The organism is Pseudomonas sp. efr-133-TYG-103a (assembly GCF_030209235.1).
GTDB lineage: Bacteria > Pseudomonadota > Gammaproteobacteria > Pseudomonadales > Pseudomonadaceae > Aquipseudomonas.
On sequence record NZ_JARVSK010000033.1, the window covers coordinates 13,381 to 32,210 of the forward strand.

Here is an 18,830-nt window from a genome sequence, read left to right on the forward strand (position 1 = left end):
GATCAGCGCGTCAGGGTTTTCACGCCTTCCTGAGTGCCCAAAAGCAGCAGATCGGCTGAGCGCGCTGCGAACAGGCCGTTGGTGACCACGCCCACGATGGCGTTGATCTGTGCTTCAAGCTCCGCCGGATGGGTGATGTTCATGTTGTGAACGTCGAGAATGATGTTGCCGTTGTCCGTCACCACGCCTTCGCGATAAACCGGATCACCGCCCAGTTTCACCAGTTGCCGCGCCACATGACTGCGTGCCATCGGGATGACTTCAACGGGCAGCGGGAACGCACCCAGCACCGGCACCAGCTTGCTGCCATCGGCAATGCAGATGAATGTCTTGGCGACCGCCGCGACGATTTTTTCGCGGGTCAGGGCTGCGCCGCCGCCCTTGATCAGGTTCAAGTGCTCGTCGCTTTCATCGGCGCCGTCGATGTAGAACTCAAGGTCGCTGACCGTGTTGAGTTCATAAACCGGAATGCCATGGCCTTTCAGGCGCGCTGCGGTGGCTTCGGAACTGGCGACCGCGCCGTCGAATGCGCCTTTGTGTTGTGCCAGCGCATCGATGAAGCAGTTGGCGGTGGAGCCGGTGCCGACGCCCACGATGCTTTTGTCGTCGAGCTTGGGAAGGATGAAGTCGACGGCGGCCTGGGCGACGGCCTGTTTGAGTTGATCCTGGGTCATGCGGGGCTCCAGAGGTAAAGAGCCTGTAGGAGCGCGCTTGCCCGCGAAGGCGTTGTGTCAGGCACCGATGAGCCCAATGAAACGATGCTGTCGCGGACAAGCGCGCTCCTACAGGAGAGCGATAGGTTTAGAGGGCGGGCATTATAGCGACATGCCGTCGTTAAAGCCTGACTCTTGGTGTGGTCGTGCGTCGGGACGCGGGGTAGACTTCCCGGTCTTGCCCTTTCGCCAGTGATGCTTTCCGATGCTCGAACAGTACGTGAAGAAAATCCTCACCTCCCGCGTCTACGACGTCGCCGTGGAAACCCCGCTGCAGGGCGCTCGTCAGTTGTCCGAGCGACTCGGCAACCAGGTGCTGCTCAAGCGCGAAGACCTGCAGCCGGTGTTCTCCTTCAAGATTCGCGGCGCGTACAACAAGCTGGCGCAACTGAGCGCCGAGGAGCTTGCCCGCGGCGTGGTCACGGCTTCGGCGGGCAACCACGCGCAGGGGCTGGCGCTGGCGGCCAGAAAGCTGGGCATCAAGGCCACCATCGTCATGCCCAAGACGACGCCGGAGATCAAAGTCGAAGGCGTGCGCTCGCGCGGCGGCAAAGTGGTGCTGCACGGCGACTCTTTCCCCGAGGCGCTGGCGTATTCCCTGAAGCTGGTCGAGGAAAAAGGCTACGTCTACATTCACCCTTACGACGACCCTGACACCATCGCCGGACAAGGCACGGTCGCCATGGAAATCCTGCGCCAGCATCAGGGCAAGCTCGACGCGATCTTCGTGCCGGTTGGCGGCGGCGGGCTGATCGCCGGTATCGCGGCGTACGTCAAATACCTGCGTCCCGAGATCAAGGTGATCGGCGTCGAACCGGACGATTCCAACTGCCTGCAGCAGGCCATGGCCTACGGCGAGCGCGTGGTGCTGCAGCAGGTCGGGCTGTTTGCCGACGGCGTCGCTGTGGCGCAGATCGGCCAGCACACCTTCGACATCTGCAAGGACTACGTCGACGAGGTGATCACGGTCAGCACCGACGAAATCTGCGCGGCGATCAAGGACATCTACGACGACACCCGCTCGATCACCGAGCCGGCCGGCGCGCTGGGCGTGGCGGGCATCAAGAAATACACCGAAGAATACGGCGTCACCGGGCAGACGTTCGTCGCCATCGACTCGGGCGCCAACGTCAATTTCGACCGCCTGCGCCATGTCGCCGAGCGCGCCGAACTGGGCGAAGGTCGCGAGGCGATCATTGCCGTGACCATCCCCGAGCAGCCGGGCAGTTTCAAGGCGTTCTGCGAGGCCGTCGGCAAGCGCCAGATCACCGAATTCAACTACCGCTACCACACCGACCGCGAGGCGCACATCTTCGTCGGCGTGCAGACCCACCCGGAAAACGACCCGCGCAAGGCGCTGATCGCCAGCCTGCGGGCGCAGGGCTTTCCGGTGCTGGACCTGACCGACAACGAACTGGCCAAGCTGCACCTGCGGCACATGGTCGGTGGGCATTCGGAACGGGTCAGCGATGAAGTGGTGCTGCGCTTCGAATTCCCCGAGCGGCCGGGCGCGCTGTTCAACTTCCTCAACAAACTGGGCGGCAAGTGGAACATCTCGATGTTCCACTACCGCAACCACGGCGCCGCCGACGGCCGCGTGGTGGCCGGTCTGGTCGTGCCAGAAGACGAGCGCCATCTGGTGCCGCAAGCGCTGGCGGAAATCGGTTATCCGTATTGGGACGAGAGCAACAACCCGGCGTACAAACTGTTTCTCGGCTGAGTCGCCATTGCGTACGCCCGGTGGGAGTGAGCCAACGGTCTTTAACGCCCCCTTAGGTCTACGGCGAACACCCCGACGCTTTCCCGGCTAAAGCCGGTCCTACGAAAAGCTTGCGGCATCTGTAGGACCGGCTTTAGCCGGGAAGAGGCTGGTAAATCCGCCGGATACTCAGCGCCCGGGAGTCAGTCTTCGCGAGCAAGCTCGCTCCTACAGGTCCTGTGGCCCGTTCCTGAAACCAGGCAGCCCTGCAGGAGCGCGCTTGCCCGCGTACGGCTACGCTCAGAAGCATGGCTTCTATATAAGGAAACAAACCGCGATGGAACACTTCGCCGCATTGAAAATCCTGCACATGGTCACCACGGCACTCTTGTTCGTTGGTGCGCTGGCGATGATCGTCTGGATCGTTCGCGGCCGCAGGGCCGGGGATCTGACGGTGCAGAATCGCGCCATGCAGAGGCCTTGGGTGTTTGTCTGGTTGCTGATGGGGTTGTGCCTGCTGACCTTGCCGGTCAGTGGCTGGTGGCTGGTGCATTACGCCGGTTGGCCGTTGGGGCAGACCTGGCTGCTGGCTGCGAGCGTGTTGTACACCTTTGGCGCACTGAGCTGGGCGTGGCTCGCAGTGCGCGTCAATCGCCTGCGCCGTCCGGTGGTCGTGGGTAATCCCAGGTTCACGCTGGCGCTGGCAATCTTCAGCACTGTCTGCTTCGTGTCGATTGCCGGGTTGATGGGCGCCAAGCCCGTCTGAATAAGCCTTTGATCGGCTTGCCCCGGCAGATCGTCTTCGTCAGTCGCGCAGCGAAATCACCGGCCAGCCGCGACGGGTCGCTTCGGCACGCAGCTTCTCGTCAGGATCGACGGCCACCGGATTCGCGACCTGCTCCAGCAGCGGCAGATCATTCATGGAGTCGCTATAGAAGTAGCTGTCTTCCAGATCGAAGCCGTTTTCCTCGATCCAGCGGTTCAGGCGCGTCACCTTGCCCTCGCGAAAGCACGGTACGTCGGTCGTGCGACCTGTGTACCGGCCGTCGACCATCTCACATTCGGTCGCCAGCAACGTGTCGATGCCCAGGCGCGTAACCACCGGCGCAGTGACGAAGCGGTTGGTCGCGGTGATGACGACCAGCTTGTCGCCAGCATCCCGATGCCTGGCAATCAGAGCCATGGCCTTGGGCAGAATCAGCGGCTCGATGCAGTCGCGCATGAAATCCCCATGCCACTCGTCAAGTTGCGCCATCTCGGTGCGACCCAGGATTTCCAGGCTGAAATTCAGGTAATCGGTCAGGTTCAGCGTTCCGGCCAGATAGTCCTGATAAAACGCGTCGTTGCGGGCCTTGTAGGCGGCGCCATCAAGAATGCCCCGCTCACACAGATAGTCGCCCCAAGCGTGATCGCTGTCGCCGCCGAGGAGGGTGTTGTCGAGGTCGAATAATGCCAGGCGCATGGGGTTACTCGCTGAAATAACTGAAAAAAGAGCACAAGAATACGAGGTTTGACCAAGAGATCGCATCTATTAATGCAGTTGTCACGATAAGCTGTCGACGGCTCGTTGCTGCCTTCACGATCTTTGTGGAACAATGCGGCGACATGCGTTTGCGAGGTTGTAGCCGTGATCGACCCCGATGGTTTCCGCCCTAATGTCGGGATAATTCTGACAAATGATGCAGGCCAGGTCTTATGGGCTCGCCGTATCAATCAAGATGCCTGGCAGTTTCCGCAAGGGGGAATCAACCCTCAGGAAACGCCGGAAGACGCGCTCTATCGTGAATTGAATGAAGAAGTCGGGCTGGAAAGGCATGACGTTGAAATTCTTGCCTGCACCCGCGGTTGGTTGCGCTATCGTCTGCCGCAACGTTTGGTCCGCACGCACAGCCAGCCGCTGTGCATCGGCCAGAAGCAGAAATGGTTTCTCCTGCGCCTGATCTCCAATGAGCAGCGGGTGCGGATGGATTTGACCGGTAAACCGGAGTTCGATGGCTGGCGCTGGGTCAGTTATTGGTATCCGTTGGGCCAGGTGGTGACATTCAAGCGCGAGGTGTATCGACGCGCACTCAAAGAGCTTGCCCCGCGCCTGTTGGCGCGCGACTGACACGGAGTTCGACCCCGAGCCATGCTCAATACGCTGCGCAAGATCGTCCAGGAAGTTAACTCCGCCAAGGATCTCAAGGCGGCGTTGGGGATTATTGTGTTGCGCGTCAAGGAGGCCATGAGCAGCCAGGTCTGCTCGGTCTATTTGCTCGACCCTGAATCCAATCGCTTCGTGCTGATGGCGACCGAGGGCCTGAACAAGCGCTCAATCGGCAAAGTCAGCATGGCCCCCAACGAAGGCCTGGTCGGTCTGGTGGGTACGCGCGAAGAACCGCTGAATCTCGAAAACGCCGCCGATCACCCGCGTTATCGCTACTTCGCGGAGACCGGCGAAGAGCGTTTTGCCTCCTTCCTCGGTGCACCGATCATCCACCACCGGCGTGTGGTGGGCGTGCTGGTCATTCAGCAAAAGGAACGTCGTCAGTTCGACGAAGGTGAAGAAGCCTTCCTGGTGACCATGAGCGCGCAGCTCGCAGGCGTCATCGCCCATGCCGAAGCCACCGGCTCGATTCGCGGCCTGGGCCGGCAAGGCAAAGGTATTCAGGAAGCCAAATTCGTCGGCGTGCCCGGTTCACCGGGCGCAGCAGTGGGCACGGCCCTGGTCATGCTCCCGCCGGCCGATCTCGAAGTGGTCCCGGACAAGTCCGTCACCGACATCGACGCCGAGCTTAAGCTCTTCCAGAACGCCCTAGAGGGCGTTCGTAGCGATATGCGCACGCTTTCGGCGAAATTGGCTACGCAATTGCGCCCGGAAGAGCGCGCGCTGTTCGACGTCTACCTGATGATGCTCGACGATGCATCGCTGGGCAGCGAAGTTACCAATGTCATCAAGACCGGCCAGTGGGCGCAGGGCGCGCTGCGCTCGGTGGTCAACGAACACGTCAAACGTTTCGAGCTGATGGACGACGCCTACCTGCGCGAACGTGCATCGGACGTCAAAGACCTCGGCCGTCGCTTGCTGGCGTACCTGCAGGAAGCGCGTCAGCAGGCACTGGTATATCCCGACAACACCATTCTGGTCAGTGAAGAACTGTCCCCGGCGATGCTGGGTGAAGTGCCGGAAGGCAAGCTTGTCGGTCTGGTTTCGGTACTGGGTTCGGGTAACTCCCACGTGGCGATTCTGGCCCGGGCCATGGGTATTCCTACCGTCATGGGCGCGGTCGATCTGCCGTATTCCAAGGTCGACGGCATCGAGCTGATCGTCGATGGCTACCACGGCGAGGTCTACACCAACCCGAGTGAAGTGCTGCGCAAGCAGTATTCGGTGGTCGTCGAGGAAGAGCGCCAGCTGTCCCAGGGGCTCGATGCCCTGCGCGAGTTGCCGTGCGTCACTCTGGACGGGCATCGCATGCCATTGTGGGTCAACACCGGCCTGCTGGCCGACGTTGCCCGCGCGCAGCAGCGCGGTGCAGAAGGCGTCGGGCTGTATCGCACCGAAGTCCCCTTCATGATCAACCAGCGTTTCCCGAGCGAAAAGGAACAGCTGGCGATCTACCGCGAGCAACTGGCTGCTTTCCACCCGCTGCCTGTGACCATGCGTACGCTGGATATCGGCGGTGACAAGGCGCTGTCGTACTTCCCGATCAAGGAAGACAACCCGTTCCTGGGCTGGCGCGGCATCCGGGTCACGCTCGATCACCCTGAGATCTTCCTGGTGCAGACCCGCGCCATGCTCAAGGCCAGTGAAGGCCTGAACAACCTGCGGATTCTGCTGCCGATGATTTCCGGCACTCACGAAACCGAGGAAGCGCTGCACCTGATCCACCGTGCGTGGGGCGAGGTGCGTGACGAAGGCACCGATGTGCCGATGCCGCCGGTGGGCGTGATGATCGAAGTCCCGGCTGCGGTGTATCAGACCCGCGAGCTGGCGCGTCAGGTGGACTTCCTCTCCGTGGGCTCCAACGACCTGACGCAATACTTGCTCGCGGTCGACCGCAACAACCCACGGGTGGCTGATCTGTACGACTATCTGCACCCTGCGGTGCTGCAGGCGCTGCAGAATGTCGTTCGCGATGCCCATGCCGAAGGCAAGCCGGTGAGTATCTGTGGCGAAATGGCGGGCGATCCGGCAGCGGCGGTGCTGTTGATGGCGATGGGCTTCGACAGTCTTTCGATGAACGCCACCAACTTGCCGAAAGTGAAGTGGATGCTGCGCCAGATCAACCTCAGCAAAGCCAAGGAACTGCTCGATCAACTGATGAAGAACGACAACCCGCAAGTCATCAGCAGTTCGCTGCAGCTGGCGCTGAGAAACCTGGGGTTGGCGCGGATGATCAATCCGGGGTCCGTCAAGGGTCATTGAGCCTGGGCCGGTCCTGCCAGGGGCCGCCCACAAAATCGGGTTCCACGGGGTTCGGTCCGCTAAGGTTCGTTCGCAGCGTCAATCAGAGCTGCAGGTCTATCTCTCCCAATCGCCCGCCATACGGGCCGAAGCTGCGCTCGATCAACCTGCGGCTGCCGTCGGCGTTGACGAAAAGCACGGTGCTGGCGCGCGTTCCGTAATTGGGGCTGGCGATGAACACACTCGACAGCAGTTTCTCGGTCGCCAGCCCGACACCGGTGTTCGGCAATTCTGCGTCTGGCGCAGGTTGGGGATCGGCGAGTAATTGCAGCAGCGCGTCAGGTTGTGGATCGTCCAGATGCGCCGACAGCTGCGCTTTGGCTTTCACCAGCTTGGGCCAGGGCGTATCGAGCCCTGCGTTGGATACGCCGTAGATTCCCGCCTGCAAGCGCAACGGCGTCGGGTTGGCAGCGTTGAGGAAGTGCAACTGCTCGCGGTTGCCCACCAGCAGGTTGAAACCGCCATATTCGCTAGCGCGTGCAGCAACTTCGCGCAGGTAGTCGTCGATGGACAGCGCGCCGGTCAAAAAATGAGCAACCAGCTCGCCCCTCGACCGCCGGCCCATGGGTTGGTCTGGATCGCGGATGTTGGTCAGGGCTGCAAAGCGGCCGTCTTCATTCACGCCAAGCCAGGTGCCGCCGGCTTCCAGATCACGGCCGGCGCAGACTTGCGGTACTTCCTCCCAGCGGCCCAGTGGCAGCGTGGGTCGCGCGTAAAACTCGTCACGGTTGGCTGCCAGCACCAGCGGCTGCGCATGGGTCGGGCGCCAGGCAAAGACGATCAGGCACATGAATGACTCCTTTTTTGCCACTCTACCCACACCCGGCGCTGACATCCATCGCACGCTGCTAGAGCCGATCGGCGCGCTCCGGTAACATGCCGCACTGATTTCGGGAGACGCCCATGGAATTTCTGCTCTATCTGGCTTTGGGCGCATGCGCCGGGGTGCTGGCCGGATTATTCGGCGTGGGCGGCGGCATCATCATCGTGCCGGTGCTGGTGTTCAGCTTCACGTTGCAAGGTTTCGACAGTTCGGTTCTGACCCATCTGGCGGTCGGCACGTCGCTGGCAACCATTGTCTTCACCTCGATCCAGTCGGTTCGCGCGCACCACCGCATGGGCGCCGTGCGCTGGGCGGTGTTCGCGTGGATGACCGTCGGTATCCTGATCGGTGCGGGCCTGGGCTCGCTGACAGCCAGCTACATTGCCGGGCCGCATCTGCAGAAAATCATCGGCGTGTTCGCCATACTGGTCGCCGTTCAAATGGCTCTGGACTTCAAACCCAAAGCCAGCCGAGGGGTGCCGGGCAAGCCCGGATTGACCGCAGCAGGTGTCGTCATCGGCTGGGCCTCGGCGATTTTCGGGATAGGCGGCGGCTCGCTGACAGTGCCGTTTCTCACATGGCGCAGCCTGACCATGCAGCAAGCGGTCGCGACGTCGTCGGCCTGCGGATTTCCAATCGCGGTGGCCAGTGCCATAAGTTTCATGATTCTTGGGTGGCACGATCCGCTGTTGCCACCGCATAGTCTCGGTTTCGTCTATCTGCCGGCCCTGATCGGCATTGCCGTGACCAGCATGTTCTTTGCGCGATTCGGTGCCAGGCTTGCGCACAAACTGTCACCCAGGCTGCTGAAACGACTGTTCGCGCTGCTGCTCGTGGTCGTCGGTACCAGTTTTCTGATCTAGTTTTGCTTTGTCGCTCAGTGAGCGTTCTATTTTAAGGAGTCGCAATGCTGCCTTACCCGCAGATTGATCCGGTAGCCGTGGCCATCGGTCCGCTGCAAATTCACTGGTACGGCCTGATGTATCTGGTCGGTATCGGCAGTGCCTGGTATCTGGCGTCCCGTCGCCTGAATCGCTTCGACCCGACATGGACCAAGGAAAAACTCTCGGACATGATCTTCTGGGTCGCAATGGGTGTGATTGTCGGGGGACGGCTGGGTTACGTGCTTTTCTACGATCTGCCGAATTACATCGCCAATCCGTTGCTGATCTTCGAAGTATGGAAGGGCGGCATGGCGTTCCATGGTGGCTTCATCGGCGTGATGATCGCGACGTACTGGTTCGGTAAGCGCAACGGCAAATCGTTCTTCCAGCTGATGGACTTCATCGCACCGATGGTGCCGATCGGCCTTGGCGCCGGGCGCATCGGCAACTTCATCAACGGCGAGTTATGGGGTAAACCGACCGACCTGCCGTGGGCCATGATTTTCCCACCCTATAGCGATCCTGCTCAGTTGCCGCGTCACCCGTCGCAGCTTTATCAGTTTGCGCTGGAAGGTGTGGCATTGTTCGTCATTCTCTATTTCTTCTCGCGCAAGCCGCGTCCGACCATGGCCGTATCCGGCATGTTCGCGCTGTTCTACGGGATCTTCCGTTTCGTCGTGGAGTTCGTCCGCGTGCCGGACGCCCAGTTGGGTTATCTGGCCTGGGGCTGGGTCACGATGGGTCAGATTCTCAGCCTGCCGATGATCATTGGTGGTCTGGTGCTGATCTGGCTGGCTTACCACCGCGCGCCTGCTGCCAACAACGCAGCCGTTTGATTCGAATCGCCGGGCCCCGGGCTCGGCGGATTCACGCTACAGAGGGCCTTTGGGCATGAAGCAATACCTTGAGCTGTTACAGGACGTCATTGCCAACGGAACCCGTAAGGGCGACCGCACCGGCACCGGCACCACTGCGGTGTTCGGGCGTCAGATCCGTCACAACCTGGCCGATGGCTTTCCGCTGTTGACCACCAAAAAGCTGCACTTCAAAAGCATTGCCAATGAGTTGATCTGGATGCTCAGCGGCAACACCAACACTAAATGGCTCAACGACAATGGCGTGACCATCTGGGATGAATGGGCGACTGAAGAAGGCGATCTGGGCCCGGTGTATGGCGCGCAGTGGACGGGCTGGCCGACGAAGGATGGCGGCAAGATCAACCAGATCGACTACATGGTCGATTGCCTGAAGAACAACCCCAACAGCCGCCGCATCCTCTTCCACGGCTGGAACACCGAATACCTGCCGGATGAAAAGCTGTCTCCGCAGGAAAACGTGAAGGCGGGTCGTCAGGCGCTGGCTGTGTGTCACCTGCTGTATCAAGCGTTCGTTGCTGACGGCAAGCTGTCGATGCAGCTGTATATCCGCAGTTCCGATGTATTCCTTGGTTTGCCTTACAACATCGCGGCGCTGGCATTGCTCACCCATATGCTGGCCCAGCAGTGCGACCTGATCCCTCACGAGATCATCGTCAGTCTTGGCGACACGCATGCGTATTCCAACCACGAAGAACAGATCGCCACTCAGCTGACTCGCACGCCGAAAAAGCTGCCGCAGCTGAACATCAAGCGTCGCCCGGACAGCATTTACGACTACCGTTTCGAGGATTTCGAGATCGTAGGTTACGAAGCGGATCCGAGCATCAAGGCGCCGGTCGCCGTCTGACCGAGGAGCCGCAAGGCTTGCCTTATGCAATCGACGGGAGCAAATGTGCTCCCGTCGTCATTTTTTGCTGTGCCAAATCAACCAGTTATCGTCACATGCCAAGTGGCGGCATGCGCTATTCATATTGGAGACTACCGGAGTTGTTATGTCCTCTCGCGCTTTGTGGCTATATAAAAGAGCACATACTTACTATGTTCCATCTGGTTAAAAGTCACCTGTCTATCATATGAAGGTCTAGGGTAAAGTCGTATTGTTGCAGCCGCGTAATAAGTGTTTTGCACGTTCGTAAACAAAATCGGCACGATAGATATTTTCAATCTATTGAGTGTCTTTATTGAGTTTAAATCCGTTGATGGGTTGTTCTATAGTCGGGGTCTTCCTATAAGTCTTTAGCCTGACAACGCGTTTGGAATTAATCATCCATGACCACGACGAACTTCAGCACGGACACCTTTTCGGAGCATACCTCCGGCTTGTATCGCACCGCAGCGCGCATCCTCAACGAAGCAGGCATTCAGATTAACGGGTCGGCACCCTCCGATATCCGCTTCAATGGGCCGGGCGTCATCGAGCGCGCCTTCGCGCAGGGCAATCTGGGGCTGGGCGAGGCCTACATGGATGGCCAGTGGGACAGTGAGCAACTGGACGAATTCTTCCACCGACTGCTGAAAACCGGCATGACCGACGACGTCAAGCCAATACGGCTGGTGTTCTACGCGCTCATGGCCAAGTTCATGAACAGGCAGAACATCCAGCGCTCCAAGACCGTGGGCGAGGTGCACTACGATCTCGGCAACGAGTTCTATTCCAATATGCTCGATTCGCGCATGACCTACACCTGTGGTTATTGGGAGAACGCGAGCAATCTGGAAGAAGCGCAGGCCGCCAAGCTGGACCTCATCTGCCGCAAGTTGCAGCTCAAGCCCGGCATGCGCGTGCTGGATATCGGCTGTGGCTGGGGCAGCTTCATGAGCTATGCAGCGGAGCACTATGGGGTAGAAGCCGTTGGCGTGAGCATTTCCAAAGAGCAGATCGCCTGGGCCAAGGAGCGTTACAAGCATCTGCCACTGGAGTTTCGTTTTCAGGACTACCGTGAGCTCGATGAAGAGTTCGACGCTATTGCCAGCGTGGGGATGTTTGAACATGTCGGGCGCAGGAACCACCGTGAATACATGGAACTGGCTCATCGGTGTTTGAAGCCGGGTGGTCTTTTCCTCCTGCATACCATCGGCAAGAACCAGCGCAACTCTTATCCTGACCCATGGATCGACAAATACATATTTCCCAATGGCGACTTGCCGTCCATTGGTCAAATGGGCGATGCCATGGATGGCTTGTTTGTCGTCGAAGATTTGCACAACTTTGGCGCGGACTACGACAAGACTCTCATGGCGTGGCACGATAACTTCATGAAGGCCTGGCCGCAGTTTCAAGATCAGTTGGGTGAGCGCTTCTATCGCATGTGGCGTTATTACCTGCTTTCCTGTGCAGGTGCTTTCCGTGCACGTGACATTCAATTGTGGCAATGGGTGCTGTCCAAGGGCGGCGTGCCGCATGGATACCACCGCAGCCAGATTTGAGTAAGCCCCGTCTCCGCAGGAGCACGCTGGCTCTGAGTCGCATTCAGACGATTGCGGCTTAAGCCAGTGCGCTCCTGCAATCGTTAATGGACCGGCAATCCGTCCTGTCTATCGTCTGACGAACAAACGATTGAATTCCTCTATTCACCCAGTGCGCCATCACAATGAGCTTACGCGCCGGGTTTTGCTTATCGTTCTCCACATCGAACAGATAAAGGCAGGCCGCTCAAGAGGCCTTCCGAACAGTGATCACTTGTGGAGAAATGCGCATGAGCAACAAATTGACCACCGCCTTCGGCGCTCCCGTCGTCGACAACCAGAACATCCAGACTGCCGGCCCAAATGGCCCTGCGCTGCTGCAGGATGTGTGGTTCCTGGAGAAGCTGGCGCATTTCGATCGCGAAGTCATTCCTGAGCGCCGCATGCACGCCAAGGGTTCGGGCGCATTTGGCACCTTCACGGTGACCCACGACATCACGCGCTTTACTCGCGCCAAAATCTTTTCTCAGATCGGCAAACAAACCGAGATGTTCGCCCGTTTCTCGACGGTCGCCGGCGAGCGGGGCGCTGCGGACGCTGAACGCGACATCCGCGGTTTCGCGTTCAAGTTCTATACCGAGGAAGGCAACTGGGACATGGTTGGCAACAACACGCCGGTGTTCTTCTTGCGCGACCCACTGAAGTTTCCCGACCTGAACCACGCGGTCAAACGCGATCCGCGCACCGGTATGCGCAGCGCCGAGAACAACTGGGACTTCTGGACGCAACTGCCCGAGGCGTTGCATCAGGTCACGATCGTCATGAGCGAGCGCGGTATCCCGCGCAGCTACCGCGAGATGCATGGTTTCGGTAGCCATACTTACAGTTTCCTCAACGCGCAGCACGAGCGCTTCTGGGTCAAGTTTCACTTCGTCTCGCAACAGGGCATCGCCAACTTGAGCGACGCCGAAGCCGAAGTGCTCGTCGGCAAGGATCGTGAGTCTCACCACCGCGACCTGTACGAAAACATTGAAAACGGCAACTTCCCGCGCTGGAAACTGTTCGTGCAGATCATGCCGGAGAAGGAAGCGGGCGCTTACCACATCAACCCGTTCGACCTGACTAAAGTCTGGCCGAAGGCTGATTATCCGCTGATCGAAGTGGGTGTCGTGGAGCTCAATCGCAACCCGGAAAACAACTTCGCCGACGTCGAACAGGCTGCTTTCGCGCCTTCCAACGTGGTGCCGGGCATCAGTTTCTCGCCGGACAAAATGTTGCAGGGTCGTCTGTTCTCTTACGGTGATGCTCAGCGCTACCGGTTGAGCGTCAACCACCATCAGATCCCGGTGAACTCGCCGCGTGCCGCGTTGCATGTGAATAGCTACCACCGCGACGGCCTGATGCGTATCGACGGCAACCGGGGCGGCATGACGTCTTACGAGCCAAATACCAAGGGGGCGTTCCAGGAACAACCCGACTTCAGAGAGCCTCCGCTGTCCATCGAAGGTGCGGCGGGCCACTGGAACCATCGGGTCGACGGTGATTACTACTCACAGCCGGGCAATCTGTTCCGCTTGATGAGTGCGCAGGAGAAGCAATCGTTGTTCGACAACACGGCCCGCTCGCTCAGGGGTGTGTCCGCGCCGATCATTCAGCTGCACATCGAGCACTGCACGCTGGCCGATCCTGAGTACGGCGCAGGGGTCACCGAGGCCGTCGAGCGCATTCACCACGGTTGATCGACAGCGTCGTTGAAACACGCTTGCCCGCGATCGGGGACTGTCAGCGACGATAAGTCGATTGGCTGAACCTGTTCGCGGGCAAGCGCGTTTGTGCGTCGGACCTTTCCGTTTCGGGTCAGTGACCGTGGCTGCGGCCGACATGGGAATGTTCGATATCAGGTTGAACAACGCCACCGCTCACTTCCAGCCGCTCCAGAATCCCGCAATGATCCGGCGCGCCCTCGCTGCAGCGCTGACGCAAATCAATCAGTTGCTCCTGCAACGCCAGCAGGCTCGAGATGCGAGCGCTGACATGCTGGATGTGCTCGTCAATCAGCGCATTCACGCTCTCGCACTGGTCCTGTGGACTGTCGCGCAGCGCCAGCAGGCTGCGGATTTCATCCAGCGTCATGTCGAGACTGCGGCAGTTGCGGATGAACGTCAGCCGTTCCACGTGTTCTTGCGAGTACAGCCGGTAGTTGCCTTCACTGCGAGCGGGCTCCGCCAGCAGGCCTTCGCGTTCGTAGTAACGAATGGTTTCCACCGGGCAATCCGTGAGCTTTGCCAGCTCGCCGATCTTGAAAGACGCTTTCATCGCTGTCGACCTCCATTAGTGGCTTGACCCTATAGTGGCTACAGGGTGTTCACTTGGCAACACGCACACCAAGAGACTCAACCGATGAGTGACTCTGTACACAAGCATTCTCCCCACGATCATGCAGGTCACGATTACGCAGCGCATGACCCTGCGCAGGATCAAGCCACCGGCAAGTTCACACCCGTGCACAAACACGAGCCTCACGCGCATGCGTGCTGCTCCCATGACAGCGCACCGGCGGTGGTGACGGTGGGTAATGGTCCGAGTGCCGATGGGCGCTTGAGCAGTTTTCGCATCGAAGCCATGGATTGCCCCACCGAGCAGACGCTGATCCAAAACAAGCTTGGCAAGATGCCGGGCATTCAGAAGCTTGAGTTCAACCTGATCAATCGCGTGCTCGGCGTGTGGCACGAGTTGCCTTCGACCGAGCCGATCACTGACGCGATTGGCTCGCTGGGCATGCAGGCTGACGTCATTGAAGAAGGCGCAGACAAGGACACCGAATCGCTGCCTGCGGCCAGAAAGCCCTGGTGGCCCCTGGCGTTGTCTGGCATCGCCGCGGTGGTTGCCGAAGTCGTCCACTTCACGGACGCCGCGCCGACCTGGGTAGTGGCGCTGATTGCGCTGGTCGCGATTTTCAGCGGCGGACTGACGACCTATAAAAAGGGCTGGATCGCCCTGAAGAACTTCAATCTGAATATCAATGCGCTGATGAGCATCGCGGTGACCGGCGCCGTATTGATCGGGCAATGGCCAGAAGCGGCCATGGTGATGTTTCTGTTCACCGTGGCCGAGCTGATCGAGGCCAAATCCCTGGACCGCGCGCGCAACGCCATTGGCGGGCTGATGCAGCTGACGCCTGACACCGCGACGGTGCTGCAGGAGGGGGAGTGGCGCGAAGTCGAGGTCAAGAGCATTGCGCTGGGCAGTACCGTCCGTGTGAAGCCGGGCGAGCGCATTGGTCTGGACGGTGAAGTTGTAGCCGGTCAGTCGAGCATTGATCAGGCGCCGATCACCGGTGAGAGCCTGCCGGTAGAGAAGGGCGTGGGCGACAAAGTGTTCGCCGGGACCATCAACCAGGCCGGCTCGCTGGAATACAACGTGACCGCTGCTGCGAACAACTCGACGCTGGCGCGGATCATTCATGCAGTCGAAGCAGCGCAGGGCGCGCGGGCGCCAACCCAGCGTTTCGTCGACAGCTTCTCGAAGATCTACACCCCTGCCGTGTTCGCTCTGGCGTTGGCCGTGGCAGTCATTGCGCCGTTGTTCATGGGCGCGCCATGGTTCGACTGGATCTACCGCGCGCTGGTGTTGCTGGTGGTTGCCTGCCCTTGCGCACTGGTGATTTCGACGCCCGTGAGTATCGTCAGCGGGCTGGCGGCTGCGGCGCGCAAAGGCATTCTGGTCAAGGGCGGCGTCTATCTTGAAATGGGCCACAAGCTCGACTATCTGGCGCTGGACAAGACCGGGACGATCACTCATGGCAAGCCGGTGCAGACCGATTACGTGCTGCTCGACGACTCCCTGGGCGAACAGGCGCTGACGATTTCAGCAAGCCTGGCCGCACGCTCGGATCATCCGGTTTCCCAAGCCGTTGCCAATGCGGCGCAGCAGCCTGCGCAGCTGCCGGTCGAAGCGTTCGAGGCGCTGCCGGGCCTTGGTGTGAAAGGCGAGGTGCAGGGGCGTCTGTACCATTTGGGCAATCATCGTCTGGTGCACGACGCCGGTTTGTGTTCGCCGGCACTCGAAGAGCGGCTTGAAGCGCTGGAGACCCAAGGCAAGACCGTGGTGCTGTTGTTCGATGCGTCGGGTCCTCTGGCGCTTTTCGCAGTGGCCGATACGGTCAAGGAAAGCAGCCGCGAAGCCATAGCCCAGCTGCACGCACTGGGTGTCAAAACCGTGATGCTGACCGGCGACAATCCGCATACGGCGAAGGCGATTGCGGCGCAGGTGGGCATCGATCAGGCCCGCGGCAACCTCATGCCGGGCGACAAGCTTCAGGCCATCGAGGACCTTTATGCACAGCATCATCGTGTCGGTATGGTCGGCGACGGAATCAACGACGCTCCGGCCTTGGCGCGGGCCGAGATCGGCTTCGCGATGGCCGCTGCGGGAACCGATACCGCTATCGAGACTGCGGATGTGGCGTTGATGGATGACGACCTGCGCAAGATTCCGGCATTCATTCGCCTGTCCCGAGACACCTCGGCGGTGCTCAAGCAAAACATCGCCCTGGCCCTGGTGATCAAGGCGATCTTCCTGGCAGTGACGTTTGCCGGCGTTGCCACCATGTGGATGGCCGTCTTCGCCGACATGGGCGTGAGCCTGCTGGTGGTGTTCAACGGCTTGCGGTTATTGAGGAAGTAAGCGGTCCGACGTCCTCCGTGAATGCGCTGCGCAAAATGTGTCGGAATGCGGCGTGGCTCCGATAAGCAAAACACCGCAGAGCCCTTGTGGGAGTGAGCTTGCTCACGAAGGCGGTGTGTCGGGCGATGCATCTTCAGCGGATGCATCGGCCTCTTGGCGGGCAAGCGCATATTACTTACCGTATTTCTCGCGTCCCCAGGCGATCATGTCTTCGAGCAGTGCCTTCAGTACTGCGCGGGTGGGTTCGGCCAGATCGGTGCGGTAGTGGAACGGGACGAACTCGTCCATGTAGGTGCTTTGCGCCAGTTCCAGCTGCACGGCGTGAATGTGTTCGGCGGGATTGCCGTAGTGACGGGTGATGTGGCCGCCCTTGAAGCGCCCGTTCAGCACGTGGCTGTAGTGACTGGCGGCGGCACAGGTGGCTTCGAGGCGCTGAGCCAGAGACGCGTCGCAGCTGGCACCGTTGAACGTGCCGAGGTTGAAATCCGGCAGTCGACCTTCGAACAGGTGCGGAATATGACCCCGAATCGAATGAGCGTCGAACAACAGCGCATAACCGAACTCGTCGCGCAGGCGATCCAGCTCGTTGCGCAGGGTGTCATGGTACGGCGTCCAGATCTGCTCCAGGTATGAGGCTCGCTCTTCCTTGCTCGGCTCCTGGCCGGCCTTGAACAGCGGATCGCCTTCGAACAGCGTCGACGGATACAGCCCGGTCGTGGCGCCGGCATACAGCGGCTTGTCGTCTGAGGGACGGTTGAGGTCTATGACGAAGCGCGAATATTCGGCAGCCAGCACGCTGGCGCCCAGATCATGGGCGAAATCATAGAGGCGCGGGATGTGCCAGTCGGTGTCGGGCAGGCTGACCGCTTCGTCCACCAGTCCGTCGCGTACGGTGGGCGTCAGGTTCAACCCTGGGTGAGGCATGCTGATCAGCAACGGTACGCTGCCGCGAGTGAAGCTCAGAACCTTGTCCACGATATTCTCCCGAATCAGAAGTAGCTGTCAGAACGTGCTCAGTACGCCGTGACGCACGACGCGTTTGTCCAGATCGCCGCCCAGCCAGTAAGCCAGGTCAGCGGGTCTTTCAATGTTCCACGCCACGAAATCGGCGACCTTGCCGACTTCGAGCGAGCCGTGGGTATCGGCCATCCCCAGCGCTTTGGCGGCATGAATGGTCGCACCGGCGAGGGCTTCCTCAGGCGTCATGCGAAACAGCGTGCAAGCCATGTTCAGCATCAGTCGCAGCGACAGGCCCGGCGATGTTCCGGGATTGAGGTCGGTGGCGATAGCGATCTTCACGCCGTGCTTGCGCAGCGCGTCCATGGGCGGCAGCTGGGTTTCACGCAGGAAATAAAACGCGCCGGGCAGCAGTACCGCGACGGTGCCGGACGCCGCCATGGCGATGGCATCTTCCTCGGTCATGAACTCCAGATGATCGGCCGACAGCGCCTGATAACGCGCCGCCAGACTCGAACCGTGCAGCGAGGAGAGCTGCTCGGCGTGCAGCTTGACCGGCAGGCCCAACTGGCCCGCCGTGATGAACACCTGCTCGACCTGCTCGGGCGAGAACGCCAGGTATTCACAGAAGGCATCGACCGCATCCACCAGCTCTTCGGCCGCCAGTGCCGGCAGCATTTCACTGCAGATGTGGGCGATGTAATCGTCGGCGCGGTCTTTGTACTCGGGCGGTAATGCATGGGCCGCCAGGCAAGTGCTGCGCACCGTCACGGGCAGATTTTCACCGAGCTTGCGAATGACGCGCAGTATCTTGCGCTCGCTGGCGATGTCCAGCCCGTAGCCGGATTTGATCTCGACCGTGGTGACACCGTCCTTGAGCAAATGCTGTAAACGGCGTTCGGCGCTGGCATACAGGTCGGCTTCGCTGGCAGCGCGGGTGGCGCGCACGGTACTGGCGATGCCGCCGCCAGCGGCTGCGATCTCGGCGTAGCTGACGCCTTGCAGCCGTTGCTCGAATTCACCGCTGCGGTTGCCGCCGAAGACCGTGTGCGTGTGGCAGTCAATCAGGCCTGGCGTGACCCAGGCGCCATTCAGGTCGACGCTCTCGATGCTGCCTTGATCCGGCAATTCGTTGCGCGGCCCGATCCAGGCGATGTGCGCTCCTTCAGTCACGATGGCGGCGTCCTCGACGATCGAGTAAGAACCGTTTGCCATGCTTGCAGCGTGACAGTTGTGCCAGAGCGTTTTCATCAGTACCTCCAGAGAGTGACGTTCTGTGGGTGTGGGCTTGCTCACGCAGGGGCGTTACCTGCATGAACAGCCCAGACCCACCGGTT

16 protein-coding genes are annotated in these 18,830 nt (G+C 60.2%); 10 read left to right on the top strand and 6 right to left on the bottom strand.

Annotated elements, in window-relative coordinates; genetic code table 11:
• Nucleotides 1–2 precede the first annotated feature (2 nt).
• Nucleotides 3–674 carry a ribose-5-phosphate isomerase RpiA gene (gene rpiA, locus QRN36_RS23755; protein ID WP_285426279.1) on the bottom strand — a complete coding sequence of 224 codons (672 nt, stop codon included), beginning with the start codon at nt 672–674 and terminating at the stop codon, nt 3–5.
• 244 nt (nt 675–918) lie between these two features.
• Here rpiA and ilvA point away from each other — a divergent pair, with 244 nt between their 5' ends.
• Nucleotides 919–2,433, top strand: a complete 1,515-nt coding sequence (gene ilvA, locus QRN36_RS23760) for a threonine ammonia-lyase, biosynthetic (protein WP_285426280.1) — start codon at nt 919–921, stop codon at nt 2,431–2,433.
• A 316-nt stretch (nt 2,434–2,749) separates the two neighbouring features.
• Nucleotides 2,750–3,178: a DUF2269 family protein gene (locus QRN36_RS23765; protein WP_285426281.1), complete on the top strand. Its 429-nt coding sequence runs from the start codon at nt 2,750–2,752 to the stop codon at nt 3,176–3,178.
• A gap of 39 nt (nt 3,179–3,217) precedes the next feature.
• Here QRN36_RS23765 and QRN36_RS23770 read toward each other — a convergent pair whose 3' ends face one another.
• Nucleotides 3,218–3,874: an HAD family phosphatase gene (locus QRN36_RS23770; protein ID WP_285426282.1), complete on the bottom strand. Its 657-nt coding sequence runs from the start codon at nt 3,872–3,874 to the stop codon at nt 3,218–3,220.
• 165 nt (nt 3,875–4,039) lie between these two features.
• On the opposite strand from QRN36_RS23770, the gene QRN36_RS23775 reads away from it, so the two are divergent.
• Nucleotides 4,040–4,519 (top strand): RNA pyrophosphohydrolase, encoded by a 480-nt coding sequence (locus tag QRN36_RS23775; RefSeq protein WP_062379340.1) that lies wholly within the window; start codon nt 4,040–4,042, stop codon nt 4,517–4,519.
• 21 nt (nt 4,520–4,540) lie between these two features.
• The gene (gene ptsP, locus QRN36_RS23780) at nt 4,541–6,820 is read left to right on the top strand and encodes a phosphoenolpyruvate--protein phosphotransferase (RefSeq protein ID WP_093465520.1); all 2,280 of its coding nucleotides are present in this window, start codon (nt 4,541–4,543) and stop codon (nt 6,818–6,820) included.
• A gap of 82 nt (nt 6,821–6,902) precedes the next feature.
• Here ptsP and QRN36_RS23785 read toward each other — a convergent pair whose 3' ends face one another.
• The gene (locus QRN36_RS23785) at nt 6,903–7,649 is read right to left on the bottom strand and encodes an NRDE family protein (RefSeq protein WP_285426283.1); all 747 of its coding nucleotides are present in this window, start codon (nt 7,647–7,649) and stop codon (nt 6,903–6,905) included.
• Between the two features lie 113 nt (nt 7,650–7,762).
• Between QRN36_RS23785 and QRN36_RS23790 the strand changes: the two genes are divergently transcribed.
• The 5 genes from QRN36_RS23790 to QRN36_RS23810 all read left to right on the top strand — a co-directional run bounded on the left by QRN36_RS23790 (nt 7,763) and on the right by QRN36_RS23810 (nt 13,589).
• Nucleotides 7,763–8,545, top strand: coding sequence for a sulfite exporter TauE/SafE family protein (locus tag QRN36_RS23790; protein WP_285426284.1), 783 nt, complete (start codon nt 7,763–7,765; stop codon nt 8,543–8,545).
• 44 nt (nt 8,546–8,589) lie between these two features.
• Nucleotides 8,590–9,402 carry a prolipoprotein diacylglyceryl transferase gene (lgt, locus tag QRN36_RS23795; RefSeq protein ID WP_285426285.1) on the top strand — a complete coding sequence of 271 codons (813 nt, stop codon included), beginning with the start codon at nt 8,590–8,592 and terminating at the stop codon, nt 9,400–9,402.
• Between the two features lie 55 nt (nt 9,403–9,457).
• Nucleotides 9,458–10,291, top strand: coding sequence for a thymidylate synthase (locus tag QRN36_RS23800; protein ID WP_285426286.1), 834 nt, complete (start codon nt 9,458–9,460; stop codon nt 10,289–10,291).
• Between the two features lie 422 nt (nt 10,292–10,713).
• The gene (gene cfa, locus QRN36_RS23805) at nt 10,714–11,871 is read left to right on the top strand and encodes a cyclopropane fatty acyl phospholipid synthase (RefSeq protein WP_285426287.1); all 1,158 of its coding nucleotides are present in this window, start codon (nt 10,714–10,716) and stop codon (nt 11,869–11,871) included.
• Nucleotides 11,872–12,134: 263 nt separating this feature from the next.
• Nucleotides 12,135–13,589 (top strand): catalase, encoded by a 1,455-nt coding sequence (locus tag QRN36_RS23810; RefSeq protein ID WP_373568791.1) that lies wholly within the window; start codon nt 12,135–12,137, stop codon nt 13,587–13,589.
• Nucleotides 13,590–13,707: 118 nt separating this feature from the next.
• On the opposite strand, the gene cadR is transcribed toward QRN36_RS23810, so the two are convergent.
• Entirely contained in the window at nt 13,708–14,166 is a 459-nt protein-coding gene (cadR, locus tag QRN36_RS23815; RefSeq protein WP_285426289.1) for a Cd(II)/Pb(II)-responsive transcriptional regulator, read from the bottom strand.
• 84 nt (nt 14,167–14,250) lie between these two features.
• On the opposite strand from cadR, the gene QRN36_RS23820 reads away from it, so the two are divergent.
• A complete protein-coding gene (locus tag QRN36_RS23820) occupies nt 14,251–16,536 on the top strand; it encodes a heavy metal translocating P-type ATPase (protein ID WP_285426290.1) in 2,286 nt (761 codons plus the stop codon).
• Nucleotides 16,537–16,707: 171 nt separating this feature from the next.
• Here QRN36_RS23820 and hutG read toward each other — a convergent pair whose 3' ends face one another.
• On the bottom strand, nt 16,708–17,511 hold the full coding sequence (hutG, locus tag QRN36_RS23825; RefSeq protein ID WP_285426291.1) for an N-formylglutamate deformylase: 804 nt from the start codon (nt 17,509–17,511) through the stop codon (nt 16,708–16,710).
• A gap of 27 nt (nt 17,512–17,538) precedes the next feature.
• Nucleotides 17,539–18,744 carry an imidazolonepropionase gene (hutI, locus tag QRN36_RS23830; RefSeq protein ID WP_285426292.1) on the bottom strand — a complete coding sequence of 402 codons (1,206 nt, stop codon included), beginning with the start codon at nt 18,742–18,744 and terminating at the stop codon, nt 17,539–17,541.
• Nucleotides 18,745–18,830 lie beyond the last annotated feature (86 nt).

What these genes read in the sequence shown, in the direction of transcription:
- rpiA (WP_285426279.1), bottom strand. Translation starts at nt 674, where the DNA reads ATGACCCAGGATCAACTCAAACAGGCCGTCGCCCAGGCCGCCGTCGAC.
- ilvA (WP_285426280.1), top strand. Translation starts at nt 919, where the DNA reads ATGCTCGAACAGTACGTGAAGAAAATCCTCACCTCCCGCGTCTACGAC.
- QRN36_RS23765 (WP_285426281.1), top strand. Translation starts at nt 2,750, where the DNA reads ATGGAACACTTCGCCGCATTGAAAATCCTGCACATGGTCACCACGGCA.
- QRN36_RS23770 (WP_285426282.1), bottom strand. Translation starts at nt 3,874, where the DNA reads ATGCGCCTGGCATTATTCGACCTCGACAACACCCTCCTCGGCGGCGAC.
- ptsP (WP_093465520.1), top strand. Translation starts at nt 4,541, where the DNA reads ATGCTCAATACGCTGCGCAAGATCGTCCAGGAAGTTAACTCCGCCAAG.
- QRN36_RS23785 (WP_285426283.1), bottom strand. Translation starts at nt 7,649, where the DNA reads ATGTGCCTGATCGTCTTTGCCTGGCGCCCGACCCATGCGCAGCCGCTG.
- QRN36_RS23790 (WP_285426284.1), top strand. Translation starts at nt 7,763, where the DNA reads ATGGAATTTCTGCTCTATCTGGCTTTGGGCGCATGCGCCGGGGTGCTG.
- lgt (WP_285426285.1), top strand. Translation starts at nt 8,590, where the DNA reads ATGCTGCCTTACCCGCAGATTGATCCGGTAGCCGTGGCCATCGGTCCG.
- QRN36_RS23800 (WP_285426286.1), top strand. Translation starts at nt 9,458, where the DNA reads ATGAAGCAATACCTTGAGCTGTTACAGGACGTCATTGCCAACGGAACC.
- cfa (WP_285426287.1), top strand. Translation starts at nt 10,714, where the DNA reads ATGACCACGACGAACTTCAGCACGGACACCTTTTCGGAGCATACCTCC.
- QRN36_RS23810 (WP_373568791.1), top strand. Translation starts at nt 12,135, where the DNA reads ATGCGCATGAGCAACAAATTGACCACCGCCTTCGGCGCTCCCGTCGTC.
- cadR (WP_285426289.1), bottom strand. Translation starts at nt 14,166, where the DNA reads ATGAAAGCGTCTTTCAAGATCGGCGAGCTGGCAAAGCTCACGGATTGC.
- QRN36_RS23820 (WP_285426290.1), top strand. Translation starts at nt 14,251, where the DNA reads ATGAGTGACTCTGTACACAAGCATTCTCCCCACGATCATGCAGGTCAC.
- hutI (WP_285426292.1), bottom strand. Translation starts at nt 18,744, where the DNA reads ATGAAAACGCTCTGGCACAACTGTCACGCTGCAAGCATGGCAAACGGT.